General features: G+C 42.3%; 20 protein-coding genes. 8 read left to right on the plus strand and 12 right to left on the minus strand.

The annotated features are described in order from the left end of the window. Positions 1 to 58 precede the first annotated feature (58 nt). Both HRU80_13165 and HRU80_13170 read left to right on the plus strand, forming a co-directional pair. Positions 59 to 1024: a glycosyltransferase family 9 protein gene (locus HRU80_13165; protein QOJ29770.1), complete on the plus strand. Its 966-nt coding sequence runs from the start codon at positions 59 to 61 to the stop codon at positions 1022 to 1024. 47 nt (positions 1025 to 1071) lie between these two features. After that, positions 1072 to 1752 (plus strand): class I SAM-dependent methyltransferase, encoded by a 681-nt coding sequence (locus HRU80_13170; GenBank protein QOJ29771.1) that lies wholly within the window; start codon positions 1072 to 1074, stop codon positions 1750 to 1752. Here the strand turns inward: HRU80_13170 and HRU80_13175 are convergent. Genes HRU80_13175 through HRU80_13195 form a run of 5 tightly spaced genes read right to left on the minus strand, consistent with a single transcriptional unit; the run spans position 1749 to position 7873 of the window. Next, a complete protein-coding gene (locus tag HRU80_13175; GenBank protein QOJ29772.1) occupies positions 1749 to 2957 on the minus strand; it encodes a glycosyltransferase family 4 protein in 1209 nt (402 codons plus the stop codon). The two genes, HRU80_13170 and HRU80_13175, sit on opposite strands and share 4 nt — an antisense overlap. After that, positions 2954 to 3895, minus strand: a complete 942-nt coding sequence (locus HRU80_13180; GenBank protein ID QOJ29773.1) for a glycosyltransferase family 2 protein — start codon at positions 3893 to 3895, stop codon at positions 2954 to 2956. Before HRU80_13180 ends, HRU80_13175 begins: the two co-directional genes overlap by 4 nt. Then, complete coding sequence (locus tag HRU80_13185) at positions 3888 to 5306, minus strand: oligosaccharide flippase family protein (protein ID QOJ29774.1); 1419 nt, start codon at positions 5304 to 5306, stop codon at positions 3888 to 3890. The genes HRU80_13180 and HRU80_13185 overlap by 8 nt, the downstream gene beginning before the upstream one ends. 3 nt (positions 5307 to 5309) lie before the next feature. Then, complete coding sequence (locus tag HRU80_13190; protein ID QOJ29775.1) at positions 5310 to 6653, minus strand: oligosaccharide repeat unit polymerase; 1344 nt, start codon at positions 6651 to 6653, stop codon at positions 5310 to 5312. Continuing rightward, a complete protein-coding gene (locus HRU80_13195; GenBank protein QOJ29776.1) occupies positions 6653 to 7873 on the minus strand; it encodes a hypothetical protein in 1221 nt (406 codons plus the stop codon). Before HRU80_13195 ends, HRU80_13190 begins: the two co-directional genes overlap by 1 nt. 112 nt (positions 7874 to 7985) lie before the next feature. Between HRU80_13195 and HRU80_13200 the strand changes: the two genes are divergently transcribed. The 5 genes from HRU80_13200 (at position 7986) to dprA (ending at position 11145) form a co-directional block, all read left to right on the plus strand. Further along, positions 7986 to 8738: a class I SAM-dependent methyltransferase gene (locus HRU80_13200; protein ID QOJ29777.1), complete on the plus strand. Its 753-nt coding sequence runs from the start codon at positions 7986 to 7988 to the stop codon at positions 8736 to 8738. Between the two features lie 327 nt (positions 8739 to 9065). Continuing rightward, entirely contained in the window at positions 9066 to 9314 is a 249-nt protein-coding gene (locus HRU80_13205; GenBank protein ID QOJ29778.1) for a hypothetical protein, read from the plus strand. Positions 9315 to 9459: 145 nt separating this feature from the next. Next, positions 9460 to 9753, plus strand: a complete 294-nt coding sequence (locus tag HRU80_13210) for a hypothetical protein (GenBank protein ID QOJ29779.1) — start codon at positions 9460 to 9462, stop codon at positions 9751 to 9753. Beyond that, a complete protein-coding gene (locus HRU80_13215; GenBank protein ID QOJ29780.1) occupies positions 9734 to 10009 on the plus strand; it encodes a EutN/CcmL family microcompartment protein in 276 nt (91 codons plus the stop codon). The genes HRU80_13210 and HRU80_13215 overlap by 20 nt, the downstream gene beginning before the upstream one ends. Before the next feature lie 8 nt (positions 10010 to 10017). Next, a complete protein-coding gene (gene dprA, locus HRU80_13220) occupies positions 10018 to 11145 on the plus strand; it encodes a DNA-protecting protein DprA (protein ID QOJ29781.1) in 1128 nt (375 codons plus the stop codon). Between the two features lie 130 nt (positions 11146 to 11275). On the opposite strand, the gene HRU80_13225 is transcribed toward dprA, so the two are convergent. Genes HRU80_13225 through HRU80_13250 form a run of 6 tightly spaced genes read right to left on the minus strand, consistent with a single transcriptional unit; the run spans position 11276 to position 16464 of the window. Next, positions 11276 to 12565: a replication-associated recombination protein A gene (locus HRU80_13225; GenBank protein QOJ29782.1), complete on the minus strand. Its 1290-nt coding sequence runs from the start codon at positions 12563 to 12565 to the stop codon at positions 11276 to 11278. Positions 12566 to 12572: 7 nt separating this feature from the next. Further along, positions 12573 to 12854, minus strand: coding sequence for a septum formation initiator family protein (locus tag HRU80_13230; protein ID QOJ29783.1), 282 nt, complete (start codon positions 12852 to 12854; stop codon positions 12573 to 12575). Beyond that, on the minus strand, positions 12851 to 13840 hold the full coding sequence (locus tag HRU80_13235) for a D-alanine--D-alanine ligase (protein QOJ29784.1): 990 nt from the start codon (positions 13838 to 13840) through the stop codon (positions 12851 to 12853). The genes HRU80_13230 and HRU80_13235 overlap by 4 nt, the downstream gene beginning before the upstream one ends. Beyond that, positions 13841 to 14500: a class II aldolase/adducin family protein gene (locus tag HRU80_13240; protein QOJ29785.1), complete on the minus strand. Its 660-nt coding sequence runs from the start codon at positions 14498 to 14500 to the stop codon at positions 13841 to 13843. Then, the gene (locus HRU80_13245) at positions 14479 to 15483 is read right to left on the minus strand and encodes a Gfo/Idh/MocA family oxidoreductase (GenBank protein ID QOJ29786.1); all 1005 of its coding nucleotides are present in this window, start codon (positions 15481 to 15483) and stop codon (positions 14479 to 14481) included. The genes HRU80_13240 and HRU80_13245 overlap by 22 nt, the downstream gene beginning before the upstream one ends. Next, the gene (locus HRU80_13250) at positions 15484 to 16464 is read right to left on the minus strand and encodes a methylenetetrahydrofolate reductase (GenBank protein ID QOJ29787.1); all 981 of its coding nucleotides are present in this window, start codon (positions 16462 to 16464) and stop codon (positions 15484 to 15486) included. A gap of 171 nt (positions 16465 to 16635) precedes the next feature. On the opposite strand from HRU80_13250, the gene mnmA reads away from it, so the two are divergent. Further along, positions 16636 to 17709 (plus strand): tRNA 2-thiouridine(34) synthase MnmA, encoded by a 1074-nt coding sequence (gene mnmA, locus HRU80_13255; protein ID QOJ29788.1) that lies wholly within the window; start codon positions 16636 to 16638, stop codon positions 17707 to 17709. Positions 17710 to 17712: 3 nt separating this feature from the next. Here mnmA and HRU80_13260 read toward each other — a convergent pair whose 3' ends face one another. Continuing rightward, the gene (locus HRU80_13260) at positions 17713 to 20148 is read right to left on the minus strand and encodes a penicillin acylase family protein (GenBank protein ID QOJ29789.1); all 2436 of its coding nucleotides are present in this window, start codon (positions 20146 to 20148) and stop codon (positions 17713 to 17715) included. Between the last annotated feature and the right edge of the window lie 10 nt (positions 20149 to 20158).

Consider the following 20158-nt stretch of genomic DNA (forward strand, 5'->3'; position numbering starts at 1 on the left):
TTTACCCTGCCTTCCGCATAAAAAATTCGGCTTTCACTGCCAGAATTGCCCGGAATATGTGCAAACTAAGGGAAAAATCCTTATAATTAAGCTCGGGGCTATCGGTGATGTTATCAGAACCACCCCGCTTCTCCATAAAATTGCAGCAGAATACCCTGATTACGCTGTCCACTGGCTGACCTATTCTCCCGAAATCCTTGATAAAGACTCAGTTACGAGGATTTTCCCCGTAACGGTGGAGAATATCGAACTGATCAAAAACATCAAATACGACCTGCTTTTTAATCTGGATAAAGATCCCATAGCCATTGCACTGGCTAATCAGGTGCAGGCGAAGAAAAAGCATGGATTTACCATTGATGAATTCGGACACGCCACCTATTTCCCTTCTGAGGCCTCAAAGCATAAATGGCTTACAGGGCTTTTTGATGACCTGAATAAAGAGAACACAAAGCACTATGTGCAGGAGATTTTCGAAATCTGCGGATTTGAATTCGGCGGAGAAGAGTACATCCTTAAAGTGGAAGAGCCCTTTGCCGAATACGTACCGGAACCCGGTAAAAAAGTTGTCGGGCTTAATACCGGATGCGGCGGAAGATGGACATCCCGCCTCTGGGCTGAAGACTATTGGGTTACAACTGCAAAATCTCTTCTTGAGAAAGGATACGATGTTATCCTGCTCGGCGGAGAACAGGAACACGAAAAGAATCTCCGTTTGCAAAAAGCGAGCGGAGCAAAATACTTCGGCTACTTCCCCCTTAAAAAATTCATTGCACTGGTTGACCGCTGTGACCTGGTAATTACTGCGGTAACCATGGGAATGCATATCGCGATAGGTCTGGGTAAAAAACTTGTTCTGTTTAACAATATTTTTAACAAGAATGAGTTTTATCTTTATGATAAGGGAGTAATCCTGGAACCGGATTATGACTGCCCATGCTATTTTGCTGCAACCTGCCCGAATGACTGTATGCAGTATCTCTACCCGGAAACTGTGATAGAAGAGACGGGGAAACTTCTTTGAACTATCCCCGCCCCTGTGTTTATAAAGATTACCAGCAGCCTCCCCTCATGCTGCATCAGAAAGTATTCAGGGCTCTGGCCAGGTTTCTCGCGAAAAAGAATATATACCTATCGAAGTCGCTGAGCTATGCCGCATATCCGCAAAGAGTTTCGGTTGAACGTCTGGATTTTGTCAGGCTGGCAATGCTTGACCTTGCGGCAAATGAAATATACTCAAAGAATATGAAAGGCAGCACCGCAGAACTAGGGGTTTATAAGGGGGAGTTTTCAGCTGAAATTAATACTGCCTTCCCTGACAGAAAACTTTATCTGTTTGACACCTTTGAAGGATTTGACAACCGCGATGTTTCAGCCGAACGGGAAAAAGGATATTCGAGAGGAAATCAGGATTTTTCTGATACCTCTGTTGATGCGGTCCTTTCGAGAATGCCGGTAAAACAAAACTGCATCGTCAGAAAAGGCTATTTTCCTGAAACTGCTGAGGGGATTGATGATACGTTTGTCTTTGTAAGTATTGATACCGATCTTTATGAACCCATATACGCAGGATTAAAATATTTTTATCCGCGCCTGGCTCAGGGGGGCTTTATCTTTGTGCATGACTATCATAATCATGAATATCCCGGAGCAAAAGAAGCTGTCGAAAAATTCTGTGTGGAGATGAGCGTGGCTTTTGTCCCCTTTCCTGATAACGGGGGTTCTGTGGTAATCAGGAAACCGCAGAGCTAATAGGCTACGGACTTCAAACTTTTTCCTGAGTAACACTCCGTAAATTTTTTGGCAATACTGCTCCAAGTATAGTTTTGCAGGATAAACTCCCTGGCGTTAACTCTGATGCTTTGGGATTCATCAGGATGATTTATAACCCGAAGTATCTTCTCCACAAATATTTCTGCTGAATCTGCAACCAGTATTTCCTTTCCATCCGATGCATCAATCCCCTCCTTTCCGATAGAAGTACTGACCACAACTTTTGACAATGCCAGCATTTCAAGAACTTTAATTCTGATTCCGCCTCCGACCGAAAGCGGAACAATGCACATATGCTTGTCTGCAATTTCTGCAAGTAAATCCTTAACATAGCCGGTTATATTAACAGCGTCTTTTACATCAGAAGGGACGGTAAGTTTCTCAACAGCTTTACCGTATATATGCAGACGGATGCGGGATTCACGTTTTATAAGTTCAGGCATTACCCGGTCAATAAACCACTGCAATCCGGTGTAATTGGGAATCCATTCAAGTGAACCTACATGAAAAAGAGTAAAAGGATCCGTCTCACCAGCCGGCTGGTTTAGAAATTCTTCAGTAACCCCCGCCGGGATTACCGTTGTCTCCAGCCGTGTATCAAAGGAAAGAAGTTTGTCCCTGTCAACTTGTGTGATCATCATGGCAGTATCAGTCATACCGCAAAGGCGGGGTTCGTAACGTCTGAATTTCTGATATTGCATCCAGGCAAAAAATTTAATCAGCGGATTCTTTTGATTTTCATAAAACCGCTGCATAATCTCCATCTCAAGATTATGTTCTCTGAGAACGACCCTGATGTTTTTAATTTTCTTTATCTCCCCTGAAAGCCATGCGAGATGCAAATGATCAATGTGAACAACGTCATAATCATTCTTCAGTACAAGTTCTTTTACTTTAGCAAGCATCTCCGGACGGATATACTTAGAGATATTATATGGAACCAGGGAAAACAGATTTTGCAGTGCCCCAACAGGTGAATCTTTTGTGTCAGCCACTACAAAATGAGGTGTGCAGAATTCAGAGAGCACATCTGAGGCCTCTTGATTCCCCTCAGTCTGGGAATACATAACCAAATCAATTTTATGACCAAGCGCGGCAACATACTTTGTGATGTTAAATATACCTATTCTGCCCCCGGCATCAAGGGGATAAGGAACCTGGGGAGCAATCTGCAGGATTTTCATTCCTGAATCCTGTATTTGCCTTTGGGATAAATAAAGAGCATCTTACAGAAAAACCATCCACGTACAATCAATTGCTTTTTCATAGTGAGCACACCGGCAATCAGGTTAAGCACTCCCCGGATGATATATCCAAGATACTGTGAAAGAAGTACGACGGGAAATCGTACTCCTTTAAACCATTTCTTAAAAAGTACGATTCTGCTTTCAGCAACATTGCGGAACTTAAACCAGGAGTAGGATCCGGTGCTTACTTCTCCGTAATGGATGATACTGGTCAGGGGATAAAAAAGAACCTTTCCGATATTCTTCTGAAATCTGCGGCAAAGGTCGGTTTCCTCGGAATAAAAGAAAAAATCTTCATCAAAACCTTTTAACCGGTTGTTTGCCTCGGCTGAAAGAAAAATAAAACACCCCTTAACCACATCAGTCTCAATTGGCTTTGTCCCCTCATAATAACTTGGGGCAAAGAAATTAAAAAATGCCGAACGGGGAAAAAATTTAGCCAGATAGATGCTTTCAAAAAAGATATGCCTGAGCCCGGGGAAAAGGAAAATGGACTCCTGCAATGTCATATCAGCATTCAGTACTTTACAGCCAAGGAGGACTTCTTCATTTGAGGCATCAGAATATGTTACCAGTATGGACAAGGTATCCTCAAGAAACAATGTGTCATTATTCAGGTAGAGGATATACCTTCCTTTTGCCAGAGCTGCACCCATATTATTTGCAGCTCCAAATCCCCGGTTCAATTTGTTTTTAATGATGCGCAGATCATCTGATTCAGAAAGGTGGTCAAGGATATCCCCTTCGGTAGAGCAGTTATCAACCACAATGATTTCGTATGTTACACCCTTTGTATGCTCCCTGAGAGAATCAATACACTTTGTAATAAATTCAAATGCATTGAAATTCACAATGATTACCGAAACATCAACCATTACGCACCATCATAATGATATCACGGACTTCTTTCTGTTTGTTCTCGGAGAGTACAAAACGAAATGTAAGATAAGACACCATCAGGAGCCCCAGACCAGCCAGAATCTTCACCACTAATTCCTGATAGGTAATATAATACACAGCAACAGTGCCGGCTGAGAAAAGAAGCAATATGGCAGTTATAAGTTTATATGAGACGAATTTTTCGATACTACTGTTTAAGAAATATAAATGCACGATTATACCCGCAAGATATCCGCACCACATTGCAATACTCATGCCGAGTGCGCCGTAAAATGAACCTGCCAGAATAAGTGATCCAATCACTATTGCGTTAAAGAATGAAAGCTTTACCATGAGCCGTTCCTTACCTGCAGAGACCATTACTGTACCAATAAAGCTATGGAACATCATATTCAGTGTAATCCAGAATTGCAGAGCAAGAGGAAGTGAGGCCGGATCATAAGGTGCGCCTAGAAAAAGTAAAATCATTTCCCTGCTAAACGTGCCTGAAACAAAACTTAACAGGATTCCTCCGAGAGCAATAAGCAGAAAGAGATTACGGGTCATTATTCTGAAGCTCTCTTTGTCTGCCGTATATTTTTGTGAGAGTTTTGGAAGAATGATGGTATTAAGATTATGAATCAGAAGGGTAATAGGAACAGTAAATTTGGAAATCGCGGCAAAATACCCTACCTCTGCTTTACCAGAAAACTGACTGAGGAATAACACCGGCATTTGTATTATCGGAAGAGAAAGCAGCACTGTACCATAGAGCGGCAGACTTGAAACAAGCAGTGAGAAATTCCCCTGTTCACTAGCTGATTTATTGCCGTACAAATCATGAAGAAAATAACTCATAACCAGTAATTTCAGCAATCCGCCGGAAGCCATAATCACCAAAGCGAGCGTAAGCTGACTGCTGTTCTTTACTCCGAAAAACACTGAAACAAAAATAACAATCGCAAAAACAGCCCCTGTTAATCCGGTAAGGCGGAACTTTGAATAGCCGAAGGCAATTGCCTCAAAATAATTCCATCCGGTGTTTATAAAAAATAACAGACAGATAATGATCAGGATAGTTATATCAGAGACAGCTTCAAAATTGAAAAGGTAAATGACGGTAATAATCGAAGTAAGTAACGCTGCATAACTTAAATACATCCTGAAATTCCGGATCAACACCGGGGCACTTTCAGGACGGGCGGCAATTTCTCTTGTAACTATCCGGCTCATACCAAGGGAAGCTATAAGCTGGGCAATGGAAACAGCCGTAAGTATTACAGAAAAGCGGCCGTACTCTTCCGGCTTAAAGACCCTTGCCAAATAAAGATAAGTAACTGCGGTGAATCCGTGCTGAATGACATTACTGCCAAGCAGAATGATCCAGTCCTTAAGCAAACCTGCCATGTATCAGGAATCGCTTTTTAACGGTGTGAACACTTTTTCTGAGTAGTTCTTGTGAAACTCGACAGCTTTAATAATCAGATAAACTGATACAAGACTAATAAGCCAGATTGATACCTTTGTTACCAGAATCATAAAACTCATCCCTATTCCGATATAAATATAACTCAACAGCAAAAGATCAGTAATCTTGCCGCGCTCGTAAAACCGCATCCAAAAGAATGAGGCCAGCAGACCCGTTAAAAATGGAGGAATGAACAGGCCAAATAATCCAAAATCCTGATGCAGATAGCGGTAAACTGTTGAAGTATTGCTCCACATGGGTATAAAAAAGCCCTTATCATACATTTCGGGAGCTTTCACCAGATCGAACTTGCTAAGAATATTATAAACAGAGAAGAACGTTGTTTCTCCGGGAGGAAATTCTTTTTCAAAATCTTTATCAAGATATTTGCTTAATACACCTGCATGACTTGATATATAAAGATACAAGGAGGGAGTTATGAAGAAGCCCCCCGCCGTTTTGTTGAGTGATGAACTTGCGGCTTTATATGATTCGAAGGTTCCTCTAAAAGTACGAACCAGCCCTGCCGAACCAATGACCAATCCGATAATAATTAAAAGAGGAAGTATTGAACTTTTATTAAAAAAACTTTTTGAACCCTGGGATGAATTCGCCTGAATAGAGTAGCGGCTCAGAAAAATAACACTTATGAACATCATAAATGCAAATAAAATACCTGCTCTGCCAACATTTGCTAGTTCACGCAGAATAACTCCGATAAACGGGCTTAATGAAAGCAGACCGACTTTTCCTTCCTTAGCCACTTTAATTCCGGCAAAAAATACTCCCGCAAACGCCATGACAAATGCGTAAGGAATAAGTCCTTCTATTTTATTCTCGACACGAAGACGATAAATCACATTATAATTGATAAGGACTTTGGTCAGACTCCCGAACATATCAATAAGTACAAACCAGTGGTGAACAGCCGAAACAATACCAATAAAACTGCAGAGGAAGATGAGTCGGTTCAACAATTTATCATTTTCGAAGAATATTTTATACAGAGGATCAGATCCCGCTGAGACTGAACTCCTAGATTCAAAAGCCTTTTTAATGGCTGGATATAAGAGAGATCCAAACAAAAAGGAAAGCGAACCGGCAAATACCACCAGCCAGAAACGGTCGGATAAGTCAAAATATGCCATCAGTTTCATTTCATAAAATGAAACCATGCCTGCCCAGAGCGCAAAGTAAAAAGAGATGTGATTAAACCATTTGCCGAGAACCGCGCGGGACACAACTATTGCCAGAAATGAAACCAGCAAAAAGAGTCCGAAATACATCAGTTGTCAGAAACCCTGAAAAATCTTTTACACCAGTTTGCAAATCCTCTCATCTTTACTTCAAGTGCATTGGATGCTGTATCGGTTTTCAGAAAATATTCATTCGTAAAAACAATAACCGCAACGCCAAAAAAGCTTATAAAGAAGCCGAAGAGCACAATCAGCATTCTCTTGGGACTATCCTTAAGCATGGGGGGAACTGCCGGGTCGAGAACCATTACTGTTGGAAGGCTTTTTTGTTCCTCAACTTTAGCCTGTTCATACAGAGGCAGTACTACCTCCAGTATTTTTGATTGTATCTCTATCTCACGGAAATACCGGAAATACTGAAGTGTTAGAGAAGGGACTTCCTTGAACGGAAGAAATACATTTGACGGATTAGAGAGCTTGTCCGAGAGTTTCAGTTCGCTAACTTTGTTCTTAAGCAATTTCAGTTCAGCCTCTACAAGCGCCGCCTGCTGTGATGTCTTTCCAAACTGTTCCTGCATGAGAAGCAGGGCTATCTCCTGTTTTACAATCTGTGATTCCAGTTCGGCAGAAGCTTTTACCGCTGCCTCAAGCTGTTCAGGCACGGCAAATACGCCGTACTTCTTCTGGAATATATATAAAGAATCCTCTGCGTTTTTAAGATCAAGAACATTTTGCAGATAACGTTTTTCTATAAACAGACGGTTATTTGTGGCTTGCTCCACATTGATTTTCCGGTTGAGACTGTCCAGGAGAACAACAAAATAATTTGCCATTTCAGCGGCAAGTTTTGGATCTTCGTTTATAACCTCAATCTCTATCATACCCCATTCATTCGGAGAAAAAACCACATCTTTGGTGAAAGCTCTTAAGATTTTATCGGTATTACCGTCATCAATCTCATAATATTCCGCAAGATTATATCTTTCCACTACATGAACAAGTGACGTGCGGGAATTCAGAATACCGAGCAGCATATCCTCAGAGGAAGAGGAAATTCCAAAAAGTTTAGCTCCGAGAGCCGCTGTAGAAGATTTACCGCCAAGGAGTCCTGTGAGTCCGCCAAGCCCCATTTCGGTGCCCTGGGGTACAACAACAACTGTAGATGCCTTAAATTTCTCCGGAATCAGATACGAAATAACGACTGAGACCGCTGTAATGAATATGACAATCGAAAGGATTAAACTCTTCCATTTGTACATAACACCCAGGTAATCTATAAGACCCGGTTTTTTGCTTTGTTCGAGCTCCAAATACTATCCTATGCTAAAAAAATTAATATAATTTAGTAAATTAACGAGTAATATTTCAAAAAAAAACCTGATTCAGCCGGGGGAAAGAAATGCCCCCGCCGGAAGACACCAGATGTCCGATAAAATTCAAAAAGAAAAAGAGTTTCATAATCACGCCTTCTCCGATAAACGGAGATCCAAACTGGATTCAATTTACACGATCGTTGAACCCAGCCGGTCTTTTTATCAGAGTCTGATCTCATCAGAATGCAGAGGCAAAAAGGTACTTGAATATGGATGCGGTCCTGGCAGCCAGTCCTATCTGCTGGCCTCCAAAGGCGCCGAGGTCACCGGAATAGATATCTCTGAAGTAGCGATTGAACAGGCAGTCGAAAAAGCTGAAAAAGAAGGTCTTAAGATTGAATTCAGGGTGGCGAACGCTGAAGAACTCGATTTCAGGGATAATGAATTTGACCTGATATGCGGAAGCGCAATTATCCATCATTTGGATATTGAAAAATCTTTCAAATCCGTTACCAGAGTTCTTAAATCAAACGGGGAGTGTATTTTTTTTGAACCCCTGGGCCACAATATTTTCATTAATCTTTTCCGCAAACTTACTCCCGGACTTAGAACAGAGGATGAACATCCCCTTACGAGCGGAGAATTAGAGACCATCAAAAATTACTTTTTTGAGAGCAAAATCCGCTATTTTCATCTGATTAGTCTGTTTTTAATCCCTTTTACCCGATTCCGCTTTTTCCCTGGGCTGCTTAGTTTTACCGAATTTCTTGACAAAATTCTCTTTAAAATCCTGCCATTTCTTAAAAATCAGGCCTGGATTGTCGTAATTCACCTGAAAAGACCCAAAAAAGCACAGAACTGACGCCGGTAAATTTTACCGCTCGTCCTGTTTTGTTGTGATTTAATTAAAAACCGGATTATATTGTTCTGTTCTTTTACTGAAAACTTGATGAGGCCGGAAATGTGCTTCGGAACACTCCAGTAAATATGCAATTCCCGGTACATGAAACTTTTTTACCCATATGAACATCTAATCAGGTAAAATGAGCAATCTTTACGGCGGATTTAAAATGCCGGAACTAAAATTTAATTACTATTTGTTATCGTGCTAAAACGGAGGTCATTTAAGGTTTCTTGATACTTTCTTAAAATAGTCAAAACTGTATCAACTAAAAGAAGGATGTGTACTATGAACACTCTTAAAGCACGGATCGAAAACCCGCTTTCTGATTTGATAAGCGATGATATCTATGAACTGCTGAATTCCCATCAGCTTATTGATGAAAAAGCCGTCAGAGATTATCACATCAGAAAAAAATTCAGACAAATGCGGCACGAAAAAGTCAGCGCAGGTGATGCTATTGACAACATCAGAGAACAGTATCCTTACCTGCAGTTTGATACTATCAGAAAAATTGTTTATCAAATAAATAAATAATTTTAAATAGTGCTTGACAGAACATCAAAAATTTTCTAATTTTGTGATGTCTTGTCTGTAGGTTTCTCCCCTGGCCTACGGACCTTAGTAAGAGACAGCCCAGTGTATCCCCCAGCGCTGGGCTTTATTATTTTATGGAGCAAGAATGGCAAAAACAAAAAAAAGTACTTCAGTTAAATCAGCTAAGCGCGTTATTCAGTCACCGTTCAGTATTTACTGGACAAAAACGAATTATATATTCTTCAGCGCTGCAGTCCTCCTGATAATCATTGGTTTTTATGTAATGTCCATTGGTCCTTGGGATAATGTGACCGGACTGGTTTACGCTCCGATTATATTATTTGTTGCATATATCATTTTGCTTCCGCTTTCAATTCTCTACCGTGACAGGAATTCTGCTAAAGCAGACGAGTCAAAAATTGATACTGGCAAAAGTTAAAGGAAACATTGTTGCAACCCAGAAGGACTCCCACCTGGTGGGACATAAACTTCTGATTGTGCAGCCGGTTGATCTTTCTGGGGAATATCTCTCTTCATCTGAAATAGTCGCTATTGATCTGACAGGAGCCGGAGCAGGTGAAACTGTTCTGGTTACGCAGGAGGGAGATGCAGTTCAGCAAATTCTGGGACATAATAAAGCACCTGTAAATACTATTATTGTCGGAATCGTTGACTCAGTTGATGTAGAGGGGTAATAAGCAGCGTGTTCGGCCAGGAAATCAGGGAACTCTCAGCACTGCGCCTTCTTCTTTCGGTGGAGGGAGTTGGCTCAAAAAAAATTGCATCGCTTGTCAGTAAATTTCGTTCCCCCTCACAAATTTTAGATTCCTCCGTTAACTCCCTTGCAGCTTCTGAAGGTATAGGTCCTCTTCTGGCTTCGCGAATCAATCTTGCAGCAAAGGGCATTGATGTATTCACACAAACAACACAAAAACTGATTGATACCTGCCACAGAAAAGATATCGGTCTTCTCACTCTCTGGGATGACGAATATCCATATCTGCTAAAAAACATCTCTGATCCCCCTGTTATTCTTTATTATAAAGGAGCCCTCCTTAATCAGGAAGTAAACCCGGTGGCTATTGTGGGAACAAGAACACCAACTCAATACGGCAAGAATCAGGCGGAACGTATGGCAGTTATCCTTGCCCAGAAGAATATCACGATTATCTCCGGAATGGCACGGGGCATTGATTCTATTGCTCACCGCGGAGCTCTCTCAGCAGGTGCAAGGACTCTAGCCATCCTCGGCAGCGGAGTTGATGTGATCTACCCGCCAGAAAATGCCGACCTTGCTTATGAAATAACAAAAAACGGTCTGCTCCTTTCTGAATTCGAACCCGGTACAAAACCGGACGGTATCAATTTCCCCAAACGAAACAGAATCATTGCCGGTATGTCGCTCGGTACAATTGTAGTTGAATCAGGAATAGAAGGAGGTGCAATTCATACCGCTAAACTTGCTCTTGACAGCGGCAGGGAAGTTTTTGCAATACCGGGAAACATTGGTGTAAAACAATCTGAAGGGCCAAATTATCTCATTCAAAACAGCGGAGCTAAACTGGTAACTTCTGCTGATGATGTTATATCTGAACTGAGAATAGAAGCAGGAGAAAAAAGCATTTCCTCTCCCCCGCCTGAAATTTTTAATCTGAATATTTTTGAAGAAAAAATTATCTCACTACTGAACAAAGAGAATCCGGTACATATAGACAGTATCTCTAAACTTGCAGGCATGAGCACATACGATGCTCTTACCCATCTGCTTCAGTTGGAGTTCAAAGGTGCAGTCAAACAACTGCCGGGAAAGAACTTTATAACTTCTTTCTGATAAATGAAGAATGAAGAATTAAAAATGAAAAATTGTCTTTAAAGAGCCAAGTATCTCACCGTTGTTATCCCTAATGTCGTTGCAGTCCTTGTTGTCTTTATTGTCCTTGAATACATACTGCAATACATTCTCACTCATACCTCTTCTTCCCTTTCCATAAGGCTTTCAGACGGTCTTTAAGGGACTTTTCCTGCCCCTCCTCTTTCGGAAAATAAAACTGACTTCCGATCAGATCTTTGGGCAGATAATCCTCTAAAATAAATCCATTAGGGAAATCATGAGGATAGCGGTATCCCTTGCCGTATCCTTCGCTTTTCATATACTGTGTTACGCCATTCCTTAAATGAAACGGTACCGGTTTATCTCCGGTTCTCCGTACAGACTCTGCTGCTTTTTCGATACCAAGATAAGAGGCATTTGATTTTGAAGCCGAGGCAAGATAGGTAACAGTTTGCGCCATGACTATTCTTCCCTCAGGCATTCCGATTTTTTCAAGCGCCTGAAAACAAGCAACCGCCAAAAGCAGTGCACTCGGTGATGCATTGCCGATATCTTCTGATGCAAATACAATCATCCTGCGTGCAATAAAAAGCGGATCTTCTCCCCCTTCAATCATTCTTGCCATCCAGTAGAGTGCTGCATCAGGATCACTCCCCCGCATACTTTTAATGAAAGCAGAAATCAGATTGTAATGCCCCTCACCGCTCTTATCATACAGCGTATTCTTCTGCTGAAGAACATTCTCGATAATCTGCTGTGTAATTTCTGTTTTACCTTCATGTACTGCATACTCAGCGGATGATTCAAGAAGATTCAGCAATGTTCTTGCATCCCCTCCTGATACAAACAAAAGATAATCTTCATCAGCAAGCGTAATCTTATTTCCGGTTATCAGGGAATCTTCTTTTACAGCGCGGTGAAGAATGAAACGTAGTTCTTCTTCACTCAGACTATGAAGCATAAAAATTCGCATCCGGGAACGGAGCGCGGGAATAACCTCAAACGAAGGATTTTCGGTAGTTGCGCCAATCAGTATAATGATCCCCTGCTCAACAGGATTCAGAAGAGCATCCTGCTGGGCTTTATTAAAACGGTGAATCTCATCAATAAACAGAATTGTGCCCTTACCCTGCCGGCGGTTATCAACAGCTTTTTCAAGAATATCACGTATATCCTTTACACCGGAGGAAACCGCGTTAAGCTGATAGAATATATATCCGGATGAAGCGGCAGCAAGTTTGGCGATGGTGGTTTTACCGGTGCCGGGAGGTCCCCAAAGAATAAACGAATATAGTTTTCCGCTTTCAAAAAGCATCCGTAGCGGTTTTCCTTCTCCCAGAAGATGCTGCTGGCCGGCAATGAGATTTAATGAATCGGGGCGGAGCCTTTCAGGAAGCGGCTGCCTTATCTGATCAGCCATATCTTTACTATTTTTCGCTCTTTATAATAAGAAGCTGTTCCCCCGGCTTCAGCATGGAGTATTTCTCGCGGGCAATTTTTTCCATCTTAAAAGGAATCTTTTTTTCGACCGAATCTATTTCGGCTTCAAGAAGAATGTTGGCCTGTTCAACGGAATCAAGAACAGCATACAGTGAGTCATTCCGGGAGGAGGCAGCAGAATAATCAATATATCCTTTATCCCAGAAGAGAATTATTCCGGAAAATATCAGAATAATGGAAAGATAAATAAGGGCTGCAACACTTTTCATTTCAGACTGACTTTTATTATCTGCTCTATCAATTCTAAAAAGGAATATCCTTTGGCCTGTGCCATTTTAGGCAGGAGACTTGTGGCTGTCATACCAGGAAGTGAATTCATTTCAAGGCAGGAAAATCTTCCATCGGGAGTTAATCTGAAATCGGCCCTTCCGTATCCTTCGCATCCGAGTGCATGAAAAGCTTTATTGCCTGCTTCAACAATTTTCGCGGCAAGTGCTTCAGGTAAATCAGCCGGACAAAAGTAATCTGTCATTCCCTGCGTATATTTACACTCATAATCGTATAGGTCGTGTTTAGGCTTAATTTCTACCACAGGCAGTTCCCAGCCTTCAACCACTCCAACGGTTAGTTCGCGCCCGGGAATAAACTCCTCAAACAAAACCTTTGTTGAAAACTTCCCGGCCAGTTCAAAGGCCTTATGAAGTTCAGCGGGACTTTTACAGATGGTCAATCCAACCGTTGATCCCTGATCGTTAGGTTTAACCACAACCGGGTACCCGATTATTTCATCAGCTAATTTCAGGATATCCGCTGAGGTATTACGAGAGGAGATACAAAAACCCTTCGGCACATCAACACCGGCAACACTGTGCATCACAGACTTTGCTATATGTTTATCCATAGATAGCGCTGAAGCCATTACGCCCGAGCCTGTATATGGAATCTGCTTTAATTCGAGTAGAGACTGAATAACACCATCCTCACCGTTATGTCCGTGTAAACCAATAAAGGCGATGTCATATTCACTTTTATTCAGTGATTCAACTGAATGAATAAAATTCGTCGCGCTGTATTCCTCAGCTATAGCAGTTTCGAAATAAGGCTGAACATTTTTGACAAAAGGTGAAGCGAGAGCTGGATCAAAAAGGGTAACCTGATGTCCCCCGTTCAGCAAAGTTGAATAAACCGCGGCAGATGTCCGCTTGGAAATTTCTCTTTCTTCTGAAGAACCGCCGCTGATAACCAGTATTCTCAATTATAAAAACCTGTTCTTTGGGTGAAGCGTAATGCCGTAAATTTTTTCTGCTATTGCATAGAGTTCTTTAAGCTTTTTCCTTTTAAGCTGATGAAATCCGCCCGTGGTGATGAGAATACTCATCATCTTTGCATAATGCTCAAGTTTATCCATTCTGTTAAAGGCTTGCTCAAGAGTTTTTCCCGTTGCTACTGCCCCATGGTTTTGAAGGAGAAAAACGGTTGCAAACTCAATATATGGATCAAGACTTGCGGGCAGGTCTGCTGTGGAAGGAGTTGCATATTTACACAGAGGTATCCTGCCTAAGGAAAGAACCACTTCCGGAAAAACGGGCTGATCAAGTGAGTGCGGTGATGCGGAAAATGCAGTTGCATGAACCGGATGAGCGTGCACAACTGCTCCGATATCAGGCCTTGCTCTATATAACGCTGCATGTATCTTGGATTCAGTTGAAGGTTTGTTGCTATGAGTTACGGGATTGCAGTCAAGATCAAGTTTACTTATATCATTCTCCGTCAGAGAATCTTTGCGCACTCCCGAAGCAGTAATGTAAAATGAGTAGGCATCCGCCCGGACTGAAATATTACCGTCTGTTGCAGCGACCATCCCTGCCTGCTGAAGAAGTTTTCCTATACGGATTATTTCAGCTGCGGGGGACATAACTGCTCAAGTTGTTCCATTAATTTCATATTAACCAGACCATCCGTACCGGTCACAAGCGGTTCTTCTCCTCTTAGAAATGAATCGTTAACACTCTTAAAAAGACGAAGGAATTTATTCGCTCTTTTTCTGAAAGCTTTTTTCACCTCGCCGTCAATAAGGATGGTCATCTTGGCTGAAGCAAACCGGGATGCGACAAGATTATCAATATAGATGGTCCCCTTGCTTCCGATAACTTCGATCCTGTTTGACGCCTTGGGAGTTGAATAGGACACTTGAAAGAATGTATATCCTCCCCCCTGCGTTCTGAGCGTTCCCGCGAAGAAGTCCTCAACATCCCCCTTGAAGACTAAATTATCTGAGACTGCGTTCAACGGATAAAGTTCACCGCCGATATAGCGGCACAGATCAATCATGTGAGTCCCGACATCACGAATGGCTCCTCCGCCGGCAAGCTTTTTATTGTAACGGAAGTTATCCCTGTCCGCAAGAAGAAAATTGCACTCAGCCCTTATGCTGATAATCCTGCCAATGACGTGATTATCCACCAGTTCTTTTAATTTAGTGATCAGCGGATGAAACCGGTATACATAACTCATAGCCAGTTTAGAGCCGCTCTTCCTGCAGGCATCAACCATTTCTTCCGCTTCGGCAGACGTGATTGAGAGGGGTTTTTCGCAAAGTATGTGTTTCCCGGCTTTGGCGGCTGCCAGCACCTGGTGATAATGATCGCTGTTGGCGCCTGCTATATATACTGCGTCAATTCCTGATTTCAGAAATTCGGAAAAATCAGAAGTCGCATATTTCGCGCCGGCTTTTTCAGCAATAAATCTTGCGCGGGAAAGATTGGAACTGTAAACAGCTTCAAGTTTCGCCCGCCTGATAAGATTCAGTGCAGGAAGCAGGGAGGTTTCAGTAAACTTGCCGCAGCCGGCAACCCCCCAGTGCAGTTTTTTCTTCCGTCTGATTTTATCTAATATCATTTAACCGGCAATAAAATAATATTGTTTATGTAATTTAAGTTTCTGCATCAGCAGATTGATTGGTTTTGCATTCTGCATAATATAAAAATGAATGCTCGGCACACCTTTATCAAGCAGGTCTATTACCTGTTTAGCTGCCCAGTTAACGCCAATTTCCATTACGTGTTCATTGTTCTTCGCTTCCATCACCTCACCCGTCAGATCCGGGGGAAGGTTGATAAAGAAGTTCCTCGGGATATTTGTCAGATGTGATTTTGCGGTGATGATTTTAAGGCCTGGTATGATGGGCACGTTAACACCTTCAGCGGCACATGCATCTCTATATTGAAAATACACTGCATTATCAAAAAACATCTGCGTAACAATGTAGTCCGCTCCCGTGCTGATCTTTTTGCGGGTATATAAGATGTCAGTCTTCAGGTTCGGTGCTTCGAAGTGCTTTTCAGGATATCCGCTGATTCCAATGCAGAAACTGGTCGGTTTTGCATCAAGAAGTCCGTCTTCAAGGAATTTTCCAGAATTCATGGCAGCAATCTGGGCAACCAGATCAATCGCATAATTGTTCGCGGACCGCCCGGCGGGCACCGGTTTCTGGAATCCGTTATCATCCCCTCTTATGGCCAGCACATTATCAATCCCAAGATAACTCAGTTCAATAAGGAAATCTTCTGTTTCTTCCCTGGTAAAGTTTTTGCAGAGTATGTGCGGAACAGCATCAATATTGTATTTATTCTGAATCAGCGCGCAGATTCCGAGTGTACCCGGTCTCTTTCTTTTAACATGTTTTTCGATACCGGTCTTGGTTTCAACATATTCAATTTCCGCTGAATGACTGGTAATATCAATAAACGGGGGTTTGAATTTCGATATCTCTTCAATGACAGCCAGCAGGCTCTTAATATCTCCGCCCCTCTTGGGAGGGATTATCTCAAAGCTTATAAAAGGTTCTTTTGCTCTGTCTAAATGTTCGGTAACCTTCATTATCCTCAAATCTAAAATTATTGCCCCCAAATTTAACATATTCCCCAATCACTCAGTAAAGCAATATTAAGACCCTTTTTATTGCGGTTTTAACTATTCCACAGGGATTTTGCACTATTAATTCCCCTGCTCAGGGAACTGAGATAAAGTTCAGGTTTGTTATTTTTCGAGATGAAAATTGCAGTATTATTAAGCGGCGGGGTTGATAGTTCCGTTGCCCTGAGGATTCTGAAAGACCAAGGACACGAAATCACCGCCTTTTATCTGAAAATCTGGCTTCAGGATGAGTTCTCTTTTCTTGGTAACTGCCCCTGGGATGAGGATATCCAGTTTGCGAAGGAAGTCTGCCTTCAAGCCGGAGTACCTTTTGAGACGATCACCATGCAGAGTGAATACTGGGAACACGTAGTAACGTATACGATACGGGAGATAAAAGCCGGCAGAACCCCTAATCCGGATATCTTTTGCAATAGTCTGATAAAGTTCGGGAAGTTCATTGATAAAATTGATCCTTCCTTTGAAAAGGTAGCTTCAGGGCACTATGCCAGGACAGAGATTGCGGAAAACTATGCCTTGCTCAAAACATCACCTGATGCAGTCAAGGACCAGACCTATTTTCTTGCCTATCTCAATCAGGAGCAGTTAAAAAGAGCACTGTTCCCTATCGGCTCATTCAACAAAAAGGAGATCAGGCGGATGGCTGAGAGTTACAATCTTCCTAATATGTCCCGCAAGGACAGCCAGGGAATTTGTTTTCTCGGGAAGATCAAATTTCGTGATTTCATAAGGCATCATCTTGGAGACGCACCAGGTGATATTATTGATATTAATTCAGGCAGAAAACTCGGGAATCATAATGGTTATTACTATTACACCATTGGTCAGCGGTCAGGTCTTGGATTAGGAGGCGGCCCGTGGTACGTGGTAAGAAAAGACACGGAAAATAATATAATCTATGTTTCAGGCACTGAGGAACTGATAAAAAAAGAACGGGATATGTTTATCATGGAAAATATGAATATCATCTCCCCCGACTGGCAGGCGGCCCTTAAGGATGAAGCGCTGCGGGTAAAAATAAGACACGGTGCACGTACCTTCGGAGCAAAGGTTTCGGAAGGATCCGATGGTTTATATACCGTCCACATTGACAGCCGCGAAAAGGGCATCGCCCCAGGGCAGTTTGCAGTATTTTATCTTAATGATATCTGCCTCGGCGGAGCAGTGATCTCAGAAAAAACTTTCTGAACATCACTCCGGAATAAGCCGCAAAACCTTTTTATTCTTTGAGAAGGATTCTTTATCCGTTTTCACCTGTATATATTTCCCCTCAAGCCATAAAGCCGTCAGATTCTTATAATGATCTGACATACTGTTTCCGCTCTGGCCTCCGGTGGTTGCATAATAGAAATTATCCGGCTGAGAAAAATCGCAGATAAACCTCATTGAGGGTCCGACAAGGTTTTCAAATTCTTTAGCCTCTCCGAATGAATCATACCGGTAAAAAGGATATTCAGAGAGATTAAGTGTGGTTCCATCCCCGCCAAGCGGATGAGGCCCGTCATTGATAAACCTGTCCAATAGTGCATTATTGCCTGAAAAAAAGTGACGAAGCGTGAGCGTGTGCAACTCACCCCACTGCCAGGCGGCAAGATTACTGCCAAAACGGTTCTCCAGGAAATTCAGGGCATCACTAAGACTTTTACGCAGTATCTCATCCCGTTTTTCAATTTTAGGCGTTGTAATGTCATCAAACACCGCGGCCTCAGGATTGGTGATTAATTGAAACATTATTTTCAGAGGCACATTTGCTATGCGGGAATACTGATTCAGCAGGTCAGCACCAAGCTCATCTTTAAGCGTGTTTTCATAAAACTTATATAAAAATACGGAATAGACTGCAGGTGTCTGGCTGAGCGGCTCAAATGAATAATCCCATGCATCAAGAAGCTCAAGCGATTCTTTAAGATTGGGGTCCTCAACTTTTACTTCCTTAAAAGCGGACAACAGATACGGTGTTACCTTTTCAGCGTAAAATGATATTCTGTCATACTGGTAACGCATAAAATCTTCAGCACTGTGCTTCTCTTTTTCTGAGAGCAGCAGATTTATGCGTTCAATCCTGCTGCTTGGCTCCCATAAAGTAGAAATATAAAAAGGTGTAATCTGAGTACGGTTATTTGCAGTGGCAATAAAACCTTTTGAAGGATTAACAGCAGATGGGAGCATCTGGAAAGGTATATACCCGCGCCATTTGGTTTTACTGCTTGTACCGTCCAAAATCATGCGGGGATCACCTTCTCCCCTTTCAGGTATGCCTGCACCGCTGTAATAGGCAATATTTCCGCTTTTATCGCCGTAAACGAAATTTTGCCCCGGAACTTTGAAATGAGAAACGGCTTCTTTGAATTCTTCAAGACTGCGGGCTTTATTTACTTTATAAGCAGCATAATACTCATCTGAAAGTCCGTTCCCCGTCCATTTAATTGCAATTTCACGGAGATAATTGGTTTCAGCGGAGTCTGTGTTATGTGGATGAACAGCCGAGACAACCGGCCCAAACTCAGTGATATATATACGGAACGGCTGAGGCTCCTGGTCTTTAACTTTAATCATTTCATCAATGATTTCAACTGCCGCAGTATCCCCGTCAATCAGGTAACCCTTCCTGTCCTGTGTAAACTGAACCGAGTAAAAATCCGCGTCATCCGCCATCACATTGGTAAGACCCCATGCAATGGAATCGTTCTTGCCAATTACAACGGCCGGAATTCCGGCAAGAGTAACCCCTGAAACATTTAGTGAACCTGCTCTGATCACTGCCAGATACCATTTACCCGGCTGCTGCAGACTCAGATGCGGATCGCTTGCAAGGATTACCGCGCCCGATGCTGACCGGGATGGAGAGACTACCCAGTTATTGGAACCTGACTGGTTTCCCTGTATCCCTGCAAACTCGCGATAGTCTTTTACAATATCAAAAAACGCGAAATCATGATTTTTAGTTGACTTAATATTCAGGGAACTTACCAGCGGTGCATCATCAGGAAACGAAGGGATAACATTATTCCGCTTAAGATCACCGGCTTTCTCTACAACACGTGTAAGAGAAATATCCTGCCACCAGGCTATATTCAATTCCCAGGCCATCATTCGCATCATGATAATACTATGGAGCGGCTGCCACTCTTCAGGTGTATATCCCAATATATCAAACTCAACCGGAAGCCGGTTTTTATTCAGCCGGAGATACGTATTAACTCCCTCGGCATACGCCTGAAACATGTTTCTTGTTTCATCGGGAGTTTTTGAGAGTATCTCTTTTGCTGTGCGCTCTATGCCAACCGTTCTGAAAAGCTGATCAAACCGGAGTGTTTTTTCACCAATAACTTCACTCAGTCTTCCCATTCCGGCCCGCCTGCCAAGTTCCATTTGAAAAAGCCGTTCCTGAGCATGCAGATATCCAAGAGCATAAGCAGCATCGGTTTCATCCTGTGCTTCTATATACGGAACTCCGAGAGAATCAAACCAGATGGTAGTCTCCCCTTTTAACCCCGCAGCATCTATATTCCCCTCGTAAGAAGGGACTGACTGCTTAAGAATGGATCGGACAATAAAAATTCCGGGGATGATCAGCAGAACCGCGACAATGATAATAATAACCGTAACACGCAGCAGTTTCTGCATAAGCAGTCAG

The organism is Ignavibacteriales bacterium, assembly GCA_015709675.1.
GTDB lineage: Bacteria > Bacteroidota > Ignavibacteria > Ignavibacteriales > Ignavibacteriaceae > H2-BAC3.